Origin of the sequence: Kribbella sp. NPDC050459 (assembly GCF_040655315.1) — a bacterium.
GTDB lineage: Bacteria > Actinomycetota > Actinomycetes > Propionibacteriales > Kribbellaceae > Kribbella.
Genome location: NZ_JBFAJQ010000005.1, coordinates 237,887 through 255,001 on the forward strand (window position 1 = coordinate 237,887; position 17,115 = coordinate 255,001).

Below are 17,115 nucleotides of genomic sequence, written 5' to 3' on the forward strand. Positions count from 1 at the left end.
AACCGGACGGCGGGTTTCCAAGGGTCGCGAACTGTCCGTGGCCGGGTCTACTGTGCGGAGCATGGGGGCCGGGCCAGAGGGGCCGGCCGAGATGGGGGAAGGACAATCCGATGGCATCCCGGCTCAATCCGTACATCCAGTTCGACGGCGACGCACGCGCCGCGATGGAGTTCTACCAGAGCGTCTTCGGCGGTGATCTGTCCGCGAACACCTTCAAGGAGTTCGGCGCCGGTCACGGTCCGGAGGACGACGAGAAGCTGATGCACAGCCAGCTGGAGACCCCGAGCGGGTTCACGCTGATGGCGTCCGACACGCCGCAGGGCATGCCGTACAACCCCGGCCAGAACATCGCGATCAGCCTCAGCGGCGAGGGCGACGAGCTGCGTGGGTACTGGGAGAAGCTGTCCGCCGGCGACAGCAAAGTGACGGCCCCGCTCGAGAAGCAGATGTGGGGCGACGAGTTCGGTATGGTCACCGACCGGTTCGGCATCAACTGGATGGTGAACATCGCCGCCGCGGGCTGACGCTCGGCCTCCCCGGCGAAATCCGGTGTCCCCGGGGAGGCCTCGCGGCTACCTTGGGCCGGTATGGGACTCAACGACGTGCTCTACGACCCCATCCGGCACAACAACTGGGCGACAGGCAGTCTGATCGACTTCTGTCGCGCGCAGAACCTGACCGCCGATCAGCTCCAGATCACCGGCGTCGGCACGTACGGCGGCATTCTCGCGACGCTCGACCACATCGTGCGCTGCGACGGCAGCTACCTGCGCGGGATCGCGGACCGGCCGCTCGACTTCGTCGACAGCGAACCGGCCGCCGATCTGGAGACGCTCGCCCGCTGGAACGCCGAGGCCGGCGATCTCTGGGAGTACTTCCTGACCCAGCCGTTCGACGTCGAACGCGTGATCATCGTCGACGACAACACCCGCGGCACGCGGGCCGGCGTCTTCGTCGCGCAGGCGATCAACCACGCCAACCACCACCGCGAGCAGGTCTGCGCCATCCTCACCGGCCTCGGCATCGAGCCGCCGGACATCCAGGCCTGGGAGTACGCCTGGACCAGCCGGCGGATCTGGGACCTGGACGAGACGCCGGTCTAGCCGGCCGCGACCGCCGACATCAGGCCCGGCTCGTAGGAGCCGCCGAGCTGGTTGAGCGTCACGGCGAGCCGGTTGGTCGCGTTGATCATCGCAATCAGCGTGACGAGCGCGATCAGCTGGTCCTCGTCGTAGTACTTGCTCGCCCTGGCCCAGGTCTCGTCCGAGACGCCTCCGGGGAGTTCTGACAGTCGCGTCGCCTCCTCGGTGAGCGCCAGCGCGGCCTGCTCCTCCTCGGTGAAGACGGTCGAGTGCCGCCAGCCCGCGACGAGGTGCAGCCGGGTCGCGGTCTCGCCTTCGGCCGCGGCTTCCTTGGCGTGGATGTCGATGCAGTTTCCACAGCCGTTGATCTGACTGGCCCGGAGCATCACCAGGTTCTGGGTGGTGTGCGACAGGCCGGTCTGCTGCAGCAGGGTGTGTACGGCGAACAGCCGCTTCGCCAGCTTGCCGCCGAGTTCGTTCTGCATCAGGTCGATACGGGGTTCCATCGTTCGTCGTCCTCACTCATGGGATCTACTGGATGAACACGAGATGCCGCGGGCCCGGTCCCTGTGACGGTCCGCCGACGTGACGAGCGCCATACGGACGCAGCTGTCACAGGATCCGGCCGGGCGGCATCTGGTGGGTGTCATCCGTGCGTACGAGGGAGTCCAGCCCATGACCGGTACCGACCGGGCCACCGAGGCCTTCGTTGCTCATCGCAACCTCTTGTTCACCGTCGCCTACGAGCTCCTCGGTTCCGCCGCGGACGCCGAGGACGTGCTGCAGGAGACGTGGCTGCGGTGGGTCGGTGTGGACCTCGACACGGTGCTGGACCAGCGCGCGTACCTGGTCCGGATCGCCAGCCGCCAGGCCCTGCAACGCCTGCGCACGCTCGGCCGCCGCAAGGAGTCGTACGTCGGACCGTGGCTTCCGGAGCCGCTGCTCACCGCGCCGGACGTCGCCGAGGACGTAGAGCTCGCCGACAGCGTCTCGATGGCGATGCTGCTGGTCCTGGAGACCCTCAAACCCACCGAACGCGCGGTCTTCGTCCTCCGCGAGGTGTTCGGCCTCGACTACGACGAGATCGCGAAAGCCGTCGACAAGACCCCTGAGGCCGTCCGCCAGATCGCGCACCGGGCCCGCTCCCACGTCGCCGCCCGCCGCCCGCGAGGCGTCGTGTCCGCCGACCAGACCCGCGAGGCCATCGACGCGTTCCAGCGCGCTGTGAACACCGGCGACCTGCAGGGCCTGGTCGACATCCTGGCGCCCGACGTCGTCTTCCTCGGCGACGGCGGCGGCGTCGTCCAGGCGCTCCCGCGCCCGGTCGTCGGCGCCGAGAAGGTGGCCCGCCTGCTCGCCCTGGCCGTGGAACGCCTGGCCGAAGGCTCGCTGGAGACAACGCAAATCAACGGGCAGCCGGCGCTCGTCCTGCGCTTCACCGACGAGGTCGACACCGTCACCGTCCTGCACGTAGAGGACGGCAAGATCGCCGGCCTCTACGCCGTCCGCAACCCTGCCAAGCTGTCCCACCTCACTGACGAGACCTTCTTGACCCGCTAACTGACGTCGGGGCGGGTCATGAGCGGTGCGGTGACATGCAATGCCAGGCTGGGGCCCGTCAGCGGAACGACGTTCCAGGCGCCGACCGCCGTACCGGCCTCTACGACCAGCCGGACGCGGTGCGGAGTGGTGATGACGTAAATGTCGGCGACGAACCTGTCGTCCTGCCAGGCGCCGGTTGCGACGATCGGGCGGCCGAGGGGTGAACTCTCCCGCCACTCGCCGTGGCCGACCGCGATCTCGAGCGCGTCCCCGAGGCGTACGAGCCAACCGCCGTCGAGCGGCTCGACGAGCACCGCGGTGCCGTCGGTCAGCGGTGACTCGCCTGCGGAGCCGTCGGCCTTCGCCTCGACGGGATGCCCGGGGCCGGCCGATCCCGTGACCGGCGGGAGGGACAGCTGTCGGAGGCGCTCGGCGAGGAGCTCGTCGTCCTCGACGGTTCCCGGATCGTCGAGGCCCGGGAACAGGCACTCCCAGAACAGGCCCGGCAGCGCGTCGGTTGGGTCGACGGCGCCGGTCGCGGCGATCACCAGATCGTGTTCCGGGACCACCACGCAGTACTGGCCGTAGGAGCCGTGACCGTGGTAGCCGTGGCGCGAGATCCAGAACTGGTAGCCGTACCCGCGGAGGAAATCGGGGTTCTGCGACCAGTTCGGGAGCGGCAGGGTCTCGATGTGCCGGCTGGTCGCGACGTCCACCCAATCGCGCGGGACGAGCTGACGGTCACCCCAGCGGCCGCCGCGCAGCAGCAGTTCGCCGAACGCGGCGACGGCCTCGGTCGTGAGGTGCAGCCCGTGGAACCCGAACGCGGCCCCGCTCGCCACCCGGTCCCATTCGGCGTGGTCGATCCCCATCGGCCTGAACAGCCGCTCGTCGAGCAGCCCCGGGAGGTCGCGGCCCGTGACCTTCTCCACCATTCGCGCGAGGACGTACGTGGTCGAGTTGTCGTACACATGCCGGGTGCCCTCGGGGTCCGGGAACGGTGTCCTGAGGAACCCCTTCACCAGATCGTCCGGCTCCAGCTGCCACGCCTCGGTCAGGCTGTCCTCATGGTTCCCGACCGTCATCGAGAGCAGATGGTGGACCGTGAGGCGGCGCGCCCGCTCCGAGATACCGTCCGGAACACGGTCGGGCAGTACGTCGACCACCCGATCGTCGAGCGACAGCAGTCCGTCGCCGATCGCGAGTCCCACGGCGATGGACGTGAACGACTTGGTCAGCGAGTAGAGCAGGTGCTGGCGCTCGGCAGAGTACGGCGCCCACCAGCCCTCGGCGACGACGTGCCCGCGGTGCACGACCATGATCGAGTGGCACTCGACGACGCGCTCCTCGAGCCGATCCAGCAGCAGACCCACCGCGCGAGCCGACATCCCCGCCCCCCGCGGCGAAGACCGCGGCAACACCTGACCATGACCAGACACCCAGGCACCCTAAGCCGGACGGGGCACGCTTGGCGCGTGACTTTCCTGCTGCGGCTACAGCTGCTTGCGGAGCAGGGTGATCGTCGTTTCGTACCGCGTGACCGATCCGTCCGGGGTGTCCACGTCCCACGCGCCGGTCTCACTGCCGCTGACGACGTACCCGAGTCGCTCGTACAACCGCTGCGGCCGCGTGCTCGCGTCGTCGACGCCCAACTCGGCGAACAGGATCCCACGGGCCCGGATCCGCTCCTCGAGCGCCTGGATGAGGACGGTCCCGATCCCGCACGACTGCAAGGGCTCGATGACCGTCAGCTGGTACACCGTCGCTCCACCCGCAGGTTTCATGAAGTCGACCGCACCGAATCCCACCGGTCGCCCCGAGGGCGTGCACACCGCGAGATAGACGATCTCGCCGCGCTCGGCCCGCTCCAACTCCTTGCGCATGGCAACGACCTTCGACGGAGGTTCTCCCAGCGCCGGCAGATCCTCGGGCACCAGTTCGCGAATCGTCAAGGGAACCACGACCTCGTACATGGCGCTCACCCTTCGTCAACCAGCAGGCTAAGCCGCCGCAACCACCTCCGGCCAACGGATTTCTCGACCGTGTCCGTTCGACGTCAGGCCGGCCGTGAGGTTGGTGACAGCAGCGACCACCAACTGCCGTGGGTCCTGATTCACAGGTGGGCGGATTCGGGGACGGGGGTCAGTGGGGTGCCCTTGGAGAAGTAGGTGAGGAGGTTTTGTACGACCAGGTCGGCCATTGCGTTCCGCGTGGGGATGGTCGCGGAGCCTACGTGGGGCAGGAGGACCGCGTTCGGGAGCGTGAGGAGGTCGGGGTGGACCTTGGGCTCGTGCTCGAAGACGTCCAGGCCGGCGGCGTGGATGGTGTTGGTGCGGAGGGCGTCGACGAGGGCCTGCTCGTCGACCACCGTGCCGCGGGCGACGTTGATCACGATGCCTTCGGGCCCGAGCGCCTCGAGTACGTCGGCATTCACCAGGTGGCGGGTGCTGTCGCCGCCGGGGATGACGATCATCAGGATGTCGACGGCGGCGGCCATGTCGACGAGCGACGGGTAGTACTCGTACGGGACGTCCTTGGCGTTGCGGTTGTGGTAGGCAACGGTGATGCCGAACGGCTGCACGCGGTCGGCGATCGCCTGCCCGATCCGGCCGAGGCCGAGGATGCCCATCCGGCGGCCGTGCATCGTTGCGCGGGTCAACGGGTACGGACGGCCGTCGGCCCACCGGCCGTCGCGCAGGTACCGCTCGGCCTGCCCGAGCTCGCGCACCGTCATCAGCAGCAGCCCGAGGGCGGTGTCGGCGACCTCGTCGTCCAGGACGCCCGGCGTGTTCGTGACGACGACGCCGCGCTCGGCGGCCGCCGCGGCGTCGATCCGGTCGTACCCGACGCCGAAGCTCGCCACCAGTCGTACGGCGGGAAGCCGGTCGAGCCACGGCCCGTCGATCGCCGTACCGCCGGTGGCGACGGCGACGATCTCGTCCCGGCGGGCCGCGAGGACGGCGTCCGGGTCGCTCTCCTCCCACAGCCGGATCAGCTCGCACTGACCCTCCAACCCGGCGGCGACGGCGTCGTTCATCGGTCCTGGCATCAGCACGACTGGTAGTCCCATGGCCTCATCCTTGTCGACGGCCGCGACCGGTGCCAGGAACCCGACCAGCATCTGAACGGAACCCGAAGTTCCGCCCGGACCCTGTTGCCCCGGCGTCCCGAGCGGCGACCATCGGGACAGGAGGCCATCATGATCATCGACTGCGCTTACTACCGGGACGGACGCCGCCAGCACGTCGAGGCGATGTCGGTCGCGGACGCCGCCGCGGCCTGCCGGGCCGGCGGCTTCGTCTGGCTGGGCATGCACGAGCCCAGCCCCGAGGAACTGACCGAGGTCCGGGACAGTTTCGGCCTGCACGAGCTGGCCGTCGAGGATGCGCAAACGTTCCATCTCCGCCCCAAGGTCGAGCCGTACGAGGGCGACATCCGGCTCGTCATCCTGCGCACCGCCCGGTACGACGACGAGCGCGAGGAGGTCGACTTCGGCGAGGTCAGCGTCTTCGTCGGGCCGTCGTTCGTGATCACGGTCCGCCAGGGCGTGGCCAGCGACCTGCACGGCGCGCGGATCCGCCTCGAGCAACGGCCCGAACTTCTGGAGTGCGGCACCAGTTCGGTGCTCTGGGCGATCCTCGACCAGGTCGTCGACGGGTACGGTCCGGTGGTCGCGGAGCTGGAGCGCGACATCGAGGAGGTCGAGCGGACCGTCTTCGCGGGTTCCGTCGCGCCTACGGAGCGGATCTACTTCCTGCGCCGCGAGGTGACCGACTTCTACCGTGCCGTGCACCCGCTGATCGCGGTGCTCGCCACGCTGGAGCGCGACGCCCGTTCCACCCCGCTCCTGCCCTATTTCCGGGACGTGCACGACCATCTGGTGCTCGTGAACGAGGAGGTCGCCGCCCAGCGTGACCTGCTGGCCACGGTCCTGGAGGCGAACATGGCGGTGATCGGCGTCGAGCAGACCAAGGTCAGCGTCCGGCAGAACGCGACGATCGAGCAGCTGACCATCTTGGCCACGGTCTTCCTGCCGCTGACCTTCGTCACCGGCTTCTTCGGCCAGAACTTCGGCTGGCTGGTCGACCGGATCGGAGCCGAGTGGGACTTCCTCGTGCTGGGGATCGGCGGGCTGCTCGTCCCGTGCATCGCGCTGGCGATCTGGTTCCGCCGTCAGCGGGCAGCCCGACGGCAAGCTGCCTGACCGGCCGGATTCACGCGATGTTCCGACGGCGATCGCAGGGTCGGGAGCAGGAACCACTCCCCTGGAGGTAGTGATGCGTAAGCTCCCCGCCCTCGTCGTCGCGACGGCTGTGCTGGCCGCGGTCGTCCTGTCGCCCGCCTCGGCCGTCCCGGCGCGGCTGGATGCTGTCGGTACGGCGGCCGCGACTGGCACGGCGGCCGCGACTGGCATGGCGGCCGCGACGCCCCCGACGTACGACGCGACCCCGCTGACGTCGTACCCGGCGTTCGATGCCAACCAGGCGATCGCGGTCGACGCGAAGGCCTTCTACGCACGCAGATCGTGAAGCTGAACGACAAGTTCGAGCCGCTCGCGTCGTGGACGATCCCGAAGCAGATCCTGGACCGCTTCAAGCCGATGTCGAACTCCGGCGGCTCCTGGGGACCCGACGGGCGGCTGTGGCTCACTGGCCACGATCTCGGTGAGGCGTACGTGATGGAGTTGCCGGTCGCGGGCTCCGAGCTGCGCTGGATCGCCACCGTCCAGCTGCCCGACGTCCAGGGGCAGGGCATCGCCTGGGACCGCTCTGACCCGCGGCACCCGACCTTCTGGGCGATCAGCCGGCCGAACCGCCAGGTCCACACGTTCAGCATGCCGCTGAACTCGTTGCAGACACCGGCGGCCAAGGGCTGGCAGGTGCTCGGGCCCGGCAACTTCCGCAAGTAGAAACCGGACTGGGTAGCGGCCACCTCCCGGCCGCTACCCAGCGGATGCTAGGCGTATGACCACCACAGCAACCTTCCACGCGTACTTCGGCTACCGCGACGCCGTCGCCGCACTCCGCTGGCTGGAGAAGGCGTTCGGCTTCGAGACCTCGATGGAGGTTCCGGACGGCAAGGGCGGGATCATGCACGCCGAGATGCGGTACGGCGGTGTCGCGTTCACGCTCTTCACCGACGAGCAGGGGTACGACCGGCCGACGCGCAAGGGCGAGACCGTCGGCCACGGGATGTACGTCGCGTTCGACACCCCGGCCGAAGTCGATGCGATGTTCGCCCAGGCGACCGCTGCCGGAGCGGACGTGGTGTGGAAGCCCGAGCTGACCGAGTGGGGCAACTACCGCTTCCGGGTCGCCGACCCCGAGGGCTACGAGTGGACCTTCGGCACGCACCGTCCCGGCCGGTAGCACAGTTGGCACTGGACCTAGGAGGACCAGCCGCCGAGGTTCAGGTCGGCGACGACGACCGGCTGGCCGGAGGCCAGTGACTGGTTGGCGGCGATCCCGACCGCGACCGCGCGCACACCGTCGTGGACGTCGGCAGCGCGTCCCAGCGGATCATTGCCCGGGCCAACGAAGAGGTCGCTGTAGATCAGCTTGTCGCCGCCCCCGTGGCCGCCTTCACCACGGGGGATCTCGACCTCGACCGCGGTAGCCCAGTGCTTCTGCAGCACCAGCCGCTCACCGTTCGTCCGCACATCACCGGCGATCACGCGACCGGAGGGATAGCTCGGGTCGATCTGGTCGTCGACGACCGCGGCTCGTTCGACGACCTCCAGCTCCGCGCGCCCGAGCGTGCCGTTCACCGACACCCGGTACCCCTCCCACGGCGAGTGCGCGTTCAGCGAGTAACTCAGCCGTGCGCCGTTCGCGTACTCCGCGATCACCGACATGTTGTCCTCGATCGTGATCCCCGGACCGAACACGTCCTGGTCGCGCAGATACCCGTCGTACTTCTCGGCCTCGTAGTACAACTGCCGGTTCGTGTCGTCGGTGCGCAGGTCGAGCAGCCACGGGTCGTTGGCCGAGCCATCGATCGTGCCGCGCTCCGGGCGCTCGCCGAGCCCGCGAGCCGCCGCATTGTCGGAGCCGTAGAAGGCCAGCCCGCCGGACGCGAACACGCGCTTCGGCGACGAGGCGATCCACCAGTTCACCAGGTCGAAGTGGTGGGACGCCTTGTGGATCAGCAGACCGCCGGAGTTCTTCTTCTCGCGGTGCCAGCGCCGGAAATAGTCCGCGCCGTGCCGGGTGTCGAGCACCCACTGGAACTCGACGCTCGTCACCTCGCCGATCTCGCCGTCCTGGATCAGCTGCCGCAGCGCGCTGTTCCGCGGCGAGTACCGGTAGTTGAACGTGACGACCACGGACTTGCCGGACTCATTCATCGCGTCGACGATCTGCCGGGTGCCGTCGGCGTCGATGGTCAGCGGCTTCTCGACGATCACGTCGGCGCCGGCGCGCAGCAGCCGCGACACGACCGCGGCGTGCGTGTAGTCGGGACTCGTCACCACCACGCGGTCGACGGACTGCTCCTTGACCATCTGCTCCAGGTCGTCGGCGCCGTACTGCGGGAGCTCGCTGCCGCCGAGCTCCGCGACGAAGCGCTGGTGGAACGCCAGCCGGCCCGGGTTCGGGTCGAGCAGGGCGACCAGCTCCGCCTCCTCGGGGTGGTCCTGGAGGATCGCGCGGATGTACGACTGCGCGCGCGAACCGGTCCCGGCGACTGCATACCGTCTGGCCACGGTGGACTCCTTCTACTCGTGTAGACACCGACGCTAGCAATCGCTTTCCGTGGCGGTCAACCGTCGTACCATCGCTTCATGCCCAAGGACCCGGTGACTCGCAACGACGTGGCGGAGTACGCCGGGGTCAGCACGGCCGTCGTCAGCTACGTCGTGAACGAGGGCCCGCGGAAGGTCGCGCCGGAGACCCGCGCGCGGGTGCTCGACGCGATCCGCGCGCTCGGGTACCGGCCGAACGCGACCGCCCGGGCGCTGCGGATGGGGACGACGCGGACGTTCGGCCTGATCACGCCGGACGGCGGCAATCCGCTGTTCGCCGAGCTCGCGAAGGCGATCGACCGGGAGGCGGCGGCTCGCGGGTACGTCGTCCTGCAGACCAGCGCCGACGGCGATCCCGTGACCGAGCGGGCAAAGATCGCGGAGCTGCTGACCCGCCAGGTCAGCGGGTTGCTGCTGGTCGCGCCGACCGCGGATCCGTCGCTGGACGACGTCGAGGTCCCGGTGATCGCGATCAACCGGGTGCTGCCGACGGTCAGTTCGGTGCGCCCGGCGTACCGCGAGGGCGCGCGGCTCGGTGTCGAGCACCTGATCTCCCACGGTCATCGCAGGATCGGCCTGGTGATCGGCGGCGCCGGCCATCCCGAGCGCGAGCTGGGCTGGCGCGACGCGCTGCAGGCCGCTGGGCTCGCCGAGGGACCGATCGCGCGCGCGACGTTCTCGCGCGAGGGCGGCTACCGGGCCGCGCAGACGCTGCTGGAATCGCAGCCCACGGCGATCTTCGCCAGCTCCGACCTGCAGGCCATCGGCGTACTGCGGGCGCTCCACGAGGCGGGCGTCGACGTGCCCGGCAACGTTGCGGTGGCGGCGTTCGACGGGACACCCGAGACCGAGTACACCTGGCCGCCGCTCACCGTCGTACGCCAGCCCGTCGAACAACTCGCCCGCGAGGCCGTCCGCCGGCTGATCGAGGGCGAGGAATCGGTGGACGCCCTCACCGTCCCGACAGAGCTGATCCTGCGGAGATCCTGCGGCTGCTAGAGCGTTCCGACGTCCTCGAAGATCAGAGCGGTGCGGGTGGCGAGGACTTCGGGGATCGCCTGGAGTTTCTCGAGGACCAGGCGGCGGAGGCCTTCGTTGTCGGCCGCGCGGACCAGCAGGATCGCGTCGAAGTCGCCGCCGACCAGGGCCATGTGCTTGATCTCCGGGATCGCCTGGAGCTGTTTGCGCAGCGTCCGCCAGGAGCTCTGACGGAGACTCAGAGTGACGTACGCCGACGTGGCGAGGCCGAGTCTGAGCGGGTCGACGGTGACCGTGAAACCGGTGATCACGCCGGTGTTCGTGAGCCGCTCGACACGGGCGTACGCGTTCGCGCGGGAGATGTGCACCTCGTCGGCAAGAGCCCGGATCGAGAGCCGTCCGTCGCGTCCGAGGGCCTCGATGATCTGCCGATCGATCTCGTCGAGCGCCGGGGCGACGACAATCTGTCCAGGACCGGCCCGGTGGACCATCACCTCGTCGGACATTTTGTGGCTCCAATCTGCCATCGCGCACCAAACGTCTCGCGATTCTCCCAGCTATGGCTCAACTTGGCCAGGAGGGACGACGATGTGGCTACCGTCCGTCTCCTGCGTTGGAGGGTTCATGGCCACCGTCGAGGAGCAGTTGCTCCCCTCTGCGGAACCCGTCTGTCTGATCGATCAGTACGGCGTACCGCACGACCACCCGTCGTACGGGCTGCCCTCCAAAGAGGCGCTGCTCGACGGCTACACACAGTTGATCAAGGGCCGCCGGTTCAACGACCAGGCCAGTGCGCTCGTCCGCCAGGGCCGGCTCGCGGTCTACCCGTCGTCGTTCGGCCAGGAGGCCTGTCAGCTCGCCGCCACGATGGTGCTGCGCGAGGGGGACTGGCTGTTCCCGACGTACCGCGACTCGGTGTCGATCATGAGCCGCGGCGTCGACCCGATCGAGACGCTGACGCTGCTCCGCGGCGACTGGCATTCGGGCTACGACCCGTACGAGCACAAGGTCGCGCCGCAGGCGACGCCGCTCGCGACCCAGCTCCCGCACGCGGTCGGGGTCGCGCACGCGGCCCGGCTGAAGGGCGAGGACACGGTCGTGATGGCGCTCGTCGGCGACGGCGGCACGAGCGAGGGTGACTTCCACGAGGCGCTGAACTTCGCGGCGGTGTTCCAGGCGCCGGTGGTGTTCTTCATCCAGAACAACGAGTACGCGATCTCCGTCCCGCTCGCACGGCAGAGCGCCGCGCCGTCGCTCGCGCACAAGGGCATCGGGTACGGCATCCCGGGCGAACGGGCCGACGGCAACGATCTCGCCGGGCTGCTGGCCGTCCTCGGACCGGCCGTGGAGAAGGCCCGCGCCGGCGAGGGGCCGCAGCTCATCGAGGCACACACCTACCGGGTCCAGGCGCACACCAACGCCGACGACGCGACCCGGTACCGCGAGGACGCGGAGGTCGCGCCGTGGCTGCAGCGCGACCCGATCGAGCGGCTGACGACGTACCTCGAGCAGCAGGGCTGGCTGGACGACGACGTGAAGCAGCGTGCCGAGGCCGGCGCGGTCGAGGTGGCCGCGCAGTTGCGCGACGGGCTGATGCCGGAGCCGTCGGTCGACCCCGCCGATCTGTTCGCCCACCTGTACGCCGAGGAGACGCAGCAGCTGCGCGAGCAGGCCGCGTTCCTCCGCGACGAACTCGCCCGTGAGGAGGCCTGATGACGCACACGAAGATCTCGATGGCGCAGGCGCTCAACCAGGCCCTGCGCGACGCGATGACCGCCGACGAGACCGTGGTGATGTTCGGTGAGGACGTCGGCGCGCTCGGCGGCGTCTTCCGGATCACCGACGGGCTGACCGCGGAGTTCGGCGAGCAGCGGTGCTTCGACACCCCGCTGGCCGAGGCCGGCATCGTCGGGATGGCGGTCGGGATGGCGATGAACGGCCTGCGCCCGGTCGTCGAGATGCAGTTCGACGCGTTCGGGTACCCGGCGTTCGAGCAGATCGTGTCGCACGTCGCCAAGATGCGGAACCGGACCCGCGGCCGGGTCACGCTGCCGATGGTGATCCGGATCCCGTACGGCGGCGGCATCGGCGGGGTCGAGCACCACAGTGACTCGTCGGAGAGCTACTTCGCACACACCCCCGGGCTGACCGTCGTGACCCCGGCGACGGTCGCGGACGCGTACGCGTTGTTGCGGAAGGCAATCGACTTCCCGGACCCGGTCGTGTTCATGGAGCCGAAGAAGCTCTACTGGGCCAAGGAGGAGGTTGACCTCACCGAGTCGCAGCCGGGGATCGGCAAGGCCGTCGTCCGGCGGGAGGGCGCGGACGCGACGCTGATCGCGTACGGTCCCGCGGTGCCAGTCGCGCTGGAGGCCGCCGAGGTCGCCGCGGCCGAGGGGCGGCAGCTGACCGTGGTGGACGTGCGGTCGCTGGCGCCGTTCGACGACGAGACGGTGTGCGCGGCGGTCCGGCGTACCGGGCGGGCTGTCGTCGTGGCCGAGGCGAGCGGCTTCGCCAGTGTGTCGTCGGAGATCGTTGCCCGGGTCACCGAGAAGTGCTTCCACTCGCTGGCCGCGCCGGTGCGGCGGGTGACCGCGTTCGACATCCCGTTCCCGCCGCCGAAGCTGGAGAAGCACCAGCTCCCGAGCGTGGACCGGATCCTCGACGCGGTCGACGACCTGCAGTGGGAGGATTCGTGAACACGTTCCTGCTCCCCGACCTCGGCGAGGGCCTGACCGAGGCGGAGATCGTGCGCTGGCTGGTGAAGGTCGGTGACGTGGTTGCCGTCGACACCCCGATCGCGGAGGTCGAGACGGCGAAGTCGATCGTCGAGCTGCCGTCGCCGTACGCCGGGGTCATCGAGGAGTTGCACGGCGAACCCGGCACCACGGTCCCGGTCGGGAAACCGCTTATCACGGTCGGCGACCCGGACGGCGCGGCGTACCGGCAGGAGGAGCGCGCCGGGTCCGGCAATGTCCTGGTCGGCTACGGCACGGTGCACGCCGCGGCGTCCGGCCGGCGGCGGAAACCGCGGGTTTCCGGAACTGCACCGGCTGCGCGGAACGTTCCGGAAAACAAGGTTCCGTTGGTCATTTCCCCGCTGGTACGCCGGTTGGCGCGGGACGCGGAGGTGGATCTTCGCGAGCTGACCGGGTCCGGCGAGGGCGGTCTGATCGTCCGGCGGGATGTCGAGCAGGCGATCGCCGCACGGGTCGCGGCAACGCAGGAGCCGGTCGCCGCACCGAGGCCGGCCGTGTCGGAGCCGGTGGCTCCGCGGACCGGGCTACCGGAGTTGCGGCGGGTTCCGATGAGCGGTTTCCGCAAGGCGGTCGTCGCGACGCTGAGCCGGAGCCGGGCGGAGATTCCCGAGGCGACCACCTGGGTCGACGTGGACGCGACCGCACTGGTCGAGCTCCGGGAATCGTTGCGATCGGCAACGGACCCCGGCCCGGGGCTGCTCGCGCTGATGGCCCGCTTCGTGGTCGCCGGCCTGCTCAAGTACCCGGAGCTGAACGGGTACGTCGACACCGAGCGCGAGGAACTCGTGCAGTACGACGGGGTGAACCTCGGCCTCGCCGCGCAGACGGACCGCGGCCTTGTCGTCCCGGCCGTCGCGGGTGCGCACGCACTGACGACGCGCGGTCTGGATGCGGAGATCCGCCGCCTGACCGAGTCGGCGCGGGACGGGCGGCTGACCCAGCAGGAGCTGACCTGCGGGACGTTCACCCTGAACAACTACGGCAGCTTCGGTGTCGACGGCAGCGCCGCGATCATCAACCACCCGCAGGTCGCGATCCTCGGCGTCGGCCGGATCATCGACCGGCCGTGGGTGGTCGACGGCGAGCTCGCGATCCGCAAGCTCACGCAGTTGTCGCTCGTGTTCGACCACCGCGTCTGCGACGGCGGGACCGCGGCCGCGTTCCTGCGCTTCGTCGCCGACGCCTTCGAGAACCCCGCGTCCGCCTTCGCCGATCTCTAGGAAATCTGCCGCGGCCGCAGTCCGACCAGGATCACCCGCAGCCCGGAGGCGAACCGCGCCTCCGGGCCGGCGTGGCTCTCGCGGTCCAGGTACGCCGTGAGATGTTCCGCGTCGACTCCCATCCGGCCGGCCGATTCGGACGCCCAGCGCGATCCGTTCAGCCCACTGCGCCGTACCACCGAGAGCCAGGCGGCGTCGGTGACGGCCGAGCCGATCAGGTACTGGAAGACGGCCGAGACCGCCGCGACCAGGTGCGTGCCGCGGAAGCCCGCCGACCTGAGGATCGTGTGCAGGCGCTCGGTCAGCCCTTGATAGTTCGGCCCGAGCCCGGCGTGCGAGGCCAGCAGTTGGCACGCCCACGGATGCTCCGACAACGCCTGATAAGCCGCTCGGACAACGCTCGTCACCTGGTCCCGCCAGTCACCCTCGTCCCGCGCTTCGAGCGCGGGCGCGAAGACCTCGTCGACCACGAGCTCGAGCAGGTCGTTCTTGGTGGCGATCCGCCAGTACAACGCCGAGGTCGCGGCGGTGCCGAGCTCGGCCGCCATCATCCGCATCGAGAACGCGTCCAGGCCTTCGCGGTCGAGCAGCTTGATCGCGGTCAGGACGATGTCCTCCCGGCTCAGCGGCGCCCTGGTCGGCGACGGCTCCTCCCGCAGCCAGACCGATCCCAGCACCGTCTTCCGATCCGCTTCGCGCGCCACCCGCCGGAGCATAGCTAATACAGCGTCTCAGGAGCTAAAACAGCGTGTTAGTAGCGAACAGCAACTACTCTCGGTCGAGGCCGGGGACCCTGTGTTCCGAAACGTAAGGAGGGCGGCGAGTCGCGCCGCGGAAACTTGCGCCGTGCGGGCGGTGTCGCCACAATCGCGAGGGTCGACCTCCCGTGGGGGCGGGCCGGTGTCCACCGGAGCGGAGTTCGACCTGCCGGGGGCTCGCAGCTCTGGGTAGATGGCTTTCACCGCCTGGCCGATTCCGGCGCAAGCCGTCGGGGCCGCCGACGATCTGCCGGTCGAGAGACCGGCCCAGACCTAGGGAAGACAGTGAACGACACATCGGTGAATGCGCGGGGGCGCTTCAAGAACTCACGCGTAATCGCGCTACTCGGAAGCGCGGGCGCGCTCGCACTCGCCGTGGGAGGTGTCACCCTCGCAACGGCGCCGTCGGCGTCCGCGGACGAGGTGACCGTGGTCCCGGGCAACCCGAAGTGCGCCGACCTGATCCCCGGCTCCACGGAGATCAAGTTCGACCCGCCGACCCCGGGCGCCAAGGAGGGAGCGGGCGTCACGGTCACGTGGGCGAAGACCGGCGACCTGATCAACTTCACGGCCACCGGCGGTACGGTGCTCGGCGCCATCATCAAGGGTGGCCCGAACGCGAACTTCTACGACTACCGTCCGGGCGGCACCATCGTCGGCGCGGGCCTGCACACCCCGGTCAACCCCAACAATGGCAAGTACTACGGGCTCAGCCACGTGAGCTTCTGCGTCGGACAGGGCACCACGCCGACGCCGACCCCGACGGACACCCCGACCACGACCCCGTCGGAGACGCCGAGCGAGACGCCGAGCGAGACGCCGAGCGAGACGCCTTCGGAGACCCCGAGCGAGACGCCTTCGGAAACCCCGAGCGAAACCCCCTCCGAGACCCCGTCGGAGACGCCGAGCGAAACGCCGTCGGAGACGCCTTCGGAGACCCCCAGCGAGACCCCGTCGGAGACCCCCAGCGAGACGCCTTCCGAGACCCCGAGCGAGACGCCTTCGGAAACCCCCAGCGAGACGCCTTCCGAGACTCCTTCCGAGACGCCGAGCGAGACCCCCTCGGAGACGCCGAGCACGACTCCGTCGGAGAGCCCGTCGGCGACCGGCAGTGCGAGTACGCCGGCCGGCGTGCCGACCGCGATTGACGCCGGTCTGTCGGGTGGCGCGAAGAGCACGTCTGCGCTCTCGAGCACCCAGGGCACCTGGGGTATCGCCCTGCTGTGCCTCGGTGGTGTGCTCCTGATCGCGGGTGCCGCGAAGACCCTGCAGCGTCGGGGTCAGCACTCTGCCTGACGCCATGCCGAAACGTCGCCGTCCAGTCCGCGCACGCTCATCATGGGCGCTCGTGGCCTGGACGGCCGGCGTCGCACTTCTCGTGACCGGCGCATACATACAGTTCAGGCCGAAGGACGACACGAGCCGTCCGCAGGCCGGCGCCGGCACGTCCGCGGTCAGCGGCCCGGGCGGCAAGTCGTCGAGCGGAAGCGCGACCGCGCCGACGCAGAGCACCGGGTCCTTGCCGACGGGCGCGCAGTCCAAGGCTCCGCGGCAGAGCGCGCCGCCCCCGGAGGTCCGCAGTACGGCGCGGCCCCAGCCGGGCGATCCGATCAGGGTCTCCGTGCCGCGACTGGGAGTCTCGGCACGGGTGCTGAGCATCCGGGCCCGCGGTGGCACGCTCGTACCGCCGTCGAATCCTCTGCTCGTCGGCTGGTGGTCCGACGGAGCCAGACCGGGCGCCGCCAAGGGCTCGGCGATCATCACCGGCCACACCGTGCATACCGGCGGTGGCGCGTTCGACGATCTCGACCGCCTGACCGCGGGTGACACGGTCTCGGTGACGACCAGACGCGGCGCGATCAGTTATGTGGTCACGACGGTCACGGTCTACCGCAAGCGAGCCCTCGCGAAGGCGGCGTCCAAGGTCTTCGACCAATCGGTCCCCGGCCGCCTCGTCCTGGTCACCTGCGAGGACTGGGACGGCACGTCGTACCTCAGCAACGCCGTGGTTGTCGCCATCCCCAAGACCTGACC

At 69.6% G+C, this 17,115-nt stretch carries 20 protein-coding genes; 13 read left to right on the forward strand and 7 right to left on the reverse strand.

Going from position 1 to position 17,115, the window contains the following annotated elements:
• Window positions 1–110 precede the first annotated feature (110 nt).
• A complete protein-coding gene (locus AB0I12_RS19955) occupies window positions 111–524 on the forward strand; it encodes a VOC family protein (RefSeq protein WP_359931549.1) in 414 nt (137 codons plus the stop codon).
• A 63-nt stretch (window positions 525–587) separates the two neighbouring features.
• A complete protein-coding gene (locus tag AB0I12_RS19960; RefSeq protein WP_359931552.1) occupies window positions 588–1,103 on the forward strand; it encodes a DinB family protein in 516 nt (171 codons plus the stop codon).
• Here AB0I12_RS19960 and AB0I12_RS19965 read toward each other — a convergent pair.
• Window positions 1,100–1,588: a carboxymuconolactone decarboxylase family protein gene (locus AB0I12_RS19965; protein WP_359931555.1), complete on the reverse strand. Its 489-nt coding sequence runs from the start codon at window positions 1,586–1,588 to the stop codon at window positions 1,100–1,102. The two genes, AB0I12_RS19960 and AB0I12_RS19965, sit on opposite strands and share 4 nt — an antisense overlap.
• A gap of 169 nt (window positions 1,589–1,757) precedes the next feature.
• Between AB0I12_RS19965 and AB0I12_RS19970 the strand changes: the two genes are divergently transcribed.
• Complete coding sequence (locus AB0I12_RS19970; protein WP_359931557.1) at window positions 1,758–2,642, forward strand: RNA polymerase sigma-70 factor; 885 nt, start codon at window positions 1,758–1,760, stop codon at window positions 2,640–2,642.
• Here AB0I12_RS19970 and AB0I12_RS19975 read toward each other — a convergent pair.
• The 3 genes from AB0I12_RS19975 to AB0I12_RS19985 all read right to left on the reverse strand — a co-directional run bounded on the left by AB0I12_RS19975 (window position 2,639) and on the right by AB0I12_RS19985 (window position 5,694).
• Window positions 2,639–4,012, reverse strand: a complete 1,374-nt coding sequence (locus AB0I12_RS19975; protein ID WP_359931560.1) for a serine hydrolase — start codon at window positions 4,010–4,012, stop codon at window positions 2,639–2,641. The genes AB0I12_RS19970 and AB0I12_RS19975 overlap by 4 nt on opposite strands.
• A 105-nt stretch (window positions 4,013–4,117) precedes the next feature.
• Window positions 4,118–4,597 (reverse strand): GNAT family N-acetyltransferase, encoded by a 480-nt coding sequence (locus tag AB0I12_RS19980; RefSeq protein ID WP_359931563.1) that lies wholly within the window; start codon window positions 4,595–4,597, stop codon window positions 4,118–4,120.
• A gap of 140 nt (window positions 4,598–4,737) precedes the next feature.
• Window positions 4,738–5,694, reverse strand: a complete 957-nt coding sequence (locus AB0I12_RS19985) for a 2-hydroxyacid dehydrogenase (protein ID WP_359931566.1) — start codon at window positions 5,692–5,694, stop codon at window positions 4,738–4,740.
• Between the two features lie 129 nt (window positions 5,695–5,823).
• Here AB0I12_RS19985 and AB0I12_RS19990 point away from each other — a divergent pair, with 129 nt between their 5' ends.
• The 4 genes from AB0I12_RS19990 to AB0I12_RS20005 all read left to right on the forward strand — a co-directional run bounded on the left by AB0I12_RS19990 (window position 5,824) and on the right by AB0I12_RS20005 (window position 7,993).
• Window positions 5,824–6,828, forward strand: coding sequence for a magnesium and cobalt transport protein CorA (locus AB0I12_RS19990; RefSeq protein WP_359931569.1), 1,005 nt, complete (start codon window positions 5,824–5,826; stop codon window positions 6,826–6,828).
• 73 nt (window positions 6,829–6,901) lie between these two features.
• Window positions 6,902–7,153, forward strand: coding sequence for a hypothetical protein (locus AB0I12_RS19995; RefSeq protein ID WP_359931571.1), 252 nt, complete (start codon window positions 6,902–6,904; stop codon window positions 7,151–7,153).
• On the forward strand, window positions 7,150–7,533 hold the full coding sequence (locus AB0I12_RS20000; protein WP_359931574.1) for a hypothetical protein: 384 nt from the start codon (window positions 7,150–7,152) through the stop codon (window positions 7,531–7,533). Before AB0I12_RS19995 ends, AB0I12_RS20000 begins: the two co-directional genes overlap by 4 nt.
• A gap of 55 nt (window positions 7,534–7,588) precedes the next feature.
• Window positions 7,589–7,993, forward strand: a complete 405-nt coding sequence (locus AB0I12_RS20005) for a VOC family protein (RefSeq protein WP_359931577.1) — start codon at window positions 7,589–7,591, stop codon at window positions 7,991–7,993.
• A 17-nt stretch (window positions 7,994–8,010) separates the two neighbouring features.
• Here the strand turns inward: AB0I12_RS20005 and AB0I12_RS20010 are convergent, their stop codons facing one another.
• Window positions 8,011–9,327, reverse strand: coding sequence for a Gfo/Idh/MocA family oxidoreductase (locus AB0I12_RS20010; RefSeq protein WP_359931580.1), 1,317 nt, complete (start codon window positions 9,325–9,327; stop codon window positions 8,011–8,013).
• Between the two features lie 78 nt (window positions 9,328–9,405).
• On the opposite strand from AB0I12_RS20010, the gene AB0I12_RS20015 reads away from it, so the two are divergent.
• Window positions 9,406–10,365 (forward strand): LacI family DNA-binding transcriptional regulator, encoded by a 960-nt coding sequence (locus AB0I12_RS20015; RefSeq protein WP_359931583.1) that lies wholly within the window; start codon window positions 9,406–9,408, stop codon window positions 10,363–10,365.
• On the opposite strand, the gene AB0I12_RS20020 is transcribed toward AB0I12_RS20015, so the two are convergent.
• The gene (locus AB0I12_RS20020; protein WP_130387870.1) at window positions 10,362–10,850 is read right to left on the reverse strand and encodes an Lrp/AsnC family transcriptional regulator; all 489 of its coding nucleotides are present in this window, start codon (window positions 10,848–10,850) and stop codon (window positions 10,362–10,364) included. The two genes, AB0I12_RS20015 and AB0I12_RS20020, sit on opposite strands and share 4 nt — an antisense overlap.
• Window positions 10,851–10,968: 118 nt before the next feature.
• On the opposite strand from AB0I12_RS20020, the gene AB0I12_RS20025 reads away from it, so the two are divergent.
• Genes AB0I12_RS20025 through AB0I12_RS20035 form a run of 3 tightly spaced genes read left to right on the forward strand, consistent with a single transcriptional unit; the run spans window position 10,969 to window position 14,323 of the window.
• A complete protein-coding gene (locus tag AB0I12_RS20025; RefSeq protein WP_359931587.1) occupies window positions 10,969–12,057 on the forward strand; it encodes a thiamine pyrophosphate-dependent dehydrogenase E1 component subunit alpha in 1,089 nt (362 codons plus the stop codon).
• Window positions 12,057–13,043: an alpha-ketoacid dehydrogenase subunit beta gene (locus AB0I12_RS20030; RefSeq protein WP_359931590.1), complete on the forward strand. Its 987-nt coding sequence runs from the start codon at window positions 12,057–12,059 to the stop codon at window positions 13,041–13,043. The genes AB0I12_RS20025 and AB0I12_RS20030 overlap by 1 nt, the downstream gene beginning before the upstream one ends.
• The gene (locus AB0I12_RS20035) at window positions 13,040–14,323 is read left to right on the forward strand and encodes a dihydrolipoamide acetyltransferase family protein (RefSeq protein WP_359931593.1); all 1,284 of its coding nucleotides are present in this window, start codon (window positions 13,040–13,042) and stop codon (window positions 14,321–14,323) included. Before AB0I12_RS20030 ends, AB0I12_RS20035 begins: the two co-directional genes overlap by 4 nt.
• Here AB0I12_RS20035 and AB0I12_RS20040 read toward each other — a convergent pair.
• Window positions 14,320–15,027, reverse strand: a complete 708-nt coding sequence (locus AB0I12_RS20040; protein ID WP_359931596.1) for a TetR/AcrR family transcriptional regulator C-terminal domain-containing protein — start codon at window positions 15,025–15,027, stop codon at window positions 14,320–14,322. The two genes, AB0I12_RS20035 and AB0I12_RS20040, sit on opposite strands and share 4 nt — an antisense overlap.
• Window positions 15,028–15,381: 354 nt before the next feature.
• Here AB0I12_RS20040 and AB0I12_RS20045 point away from each other — a divergent pair, with 354 nt between their 5' ends.
• Window positions 15,382–16,377, forward strand: a complete 996-nt coding sequence (locus tag AB0I12_RS20045; RefSeq protein ID WP_359931599.1) for a hypothetical protein — start codon at window positions 15,382–15,384, stop codon at window positions 16,375–16,377.
• Between the two features lie 52 nt (window positions 16,378–16,429).
• Window positions 16,430–17,113 (forward strand): class F sortase, encoded by a 684-nt coding sequence (locus AB0I12_RS20050; protein WP_359931602.1) that lies wholly within the window; start codon window positions 16,430–16,432, stop codon window positions 17,111–17,113.
• The last annotated feature ends 2 nt before the right edge of the window (window positions 17,114–17,115 follow it).

Bases quoted from the DNA above. Each gene is read 5' to 3' on its own strand.
- AB0I12_RS19955 (WP_359931549.1), top strand. From the start codon at position 111: ATGGCATCCCGGCTCAATCCGTACATCCAGTTCGACGGCGACGCACGC.
- AB0I12_RS19960 (WP_359931552.1), top strand. From the start codon at position 588: ATGGGACTCAACGACGTGCTCTACGACCCCATCCGGCACAACAACTGG.
- AB0I12_RS19965 (WP_359931555.1), bottom strand. From the start codon at position 1,588: ATGGAACCCCGTATCGACCTGATGCAGAACGAACTCGGCGGCAAGCTG.
- AB0I12_RS19970 (WP_359931557.1), top strand. From the start codon at position 1,758: ATGACCGGTACCGACCGGGCCACCGAGGCCTTCGTTGCTCATCGCAAC.
- AB0I12_RS19975 (WP_359931560.1), bottom strand. From the start codon at position 4,012: ATGTCGGCTCGCGCGGTGGGTCTGCTGCTGGATCGGCTCGAGGAGCGC.
- AB0I12_RS19980 (WP_359931563.1), bottom strand. From the start codon at position 4,597: ATGTACGAGGTCGTGGTTCCCTTGACGATTCGCGAACTGGTGCCCGAG.
- AB0I12_RS19985 (WP_359931566.1), bottom strand. From the start codon at position 5,694: ATGGGACTACCAGTCGTGCTGATGCCAGGACCGATGAACGACGCCGTC.
- AB0I12_RS19990 (WP_359931569.1), top strand. From the start codon at position 5,824: ATGATCATCGACTGCGCTTACTACCGGGACGGACGCCGCCAGCACGTC.
- AB0I12_RS19995 (WP_359931571.1), top strand. From the start codon at position 6,902: ATGCGTAAGCTCCCCGCCCTCGTCGTCGCGACGGCTGTGCTGGCCGCG.
- AB0I12_RS20005 (WP_359931577.1), top strand. From the start codon at position 7,589: ATGACCACCACAGCAACCTTCCACGCGTACTTCGGCTACCGCGACGCC.
- AB0I12_RS20015 (WP_359931583.1), top strand. From the start codon at position 9,406: ATGCCCAAGGACCCGGTGACTCGCAACGACGTGGCGGAGTACGCCGGG.
- AB0I12_RS20020 (WP_130387870.1), bottom strand. From the start codon at position 10,850: ATGTCCGACGAGGTGATGGTCCACCGGGCCGGTCCTGGACAGATTGTC.
- AB0I12_RS20025 (WP_359931587.1), top strand. From the start codon at position 10,969: ATGGCCACCGTCGAGGAGCAGTTGCTCCCCTCTGCGGAACCCGTCTGT.
- AB0I12_RS20030 (WP_359931590.1), top strand. From the start codon at position 12,057: ATGACGCACACGAAGATCTCGATGGCGCAGGCGCTCAACCAGGCCCTG.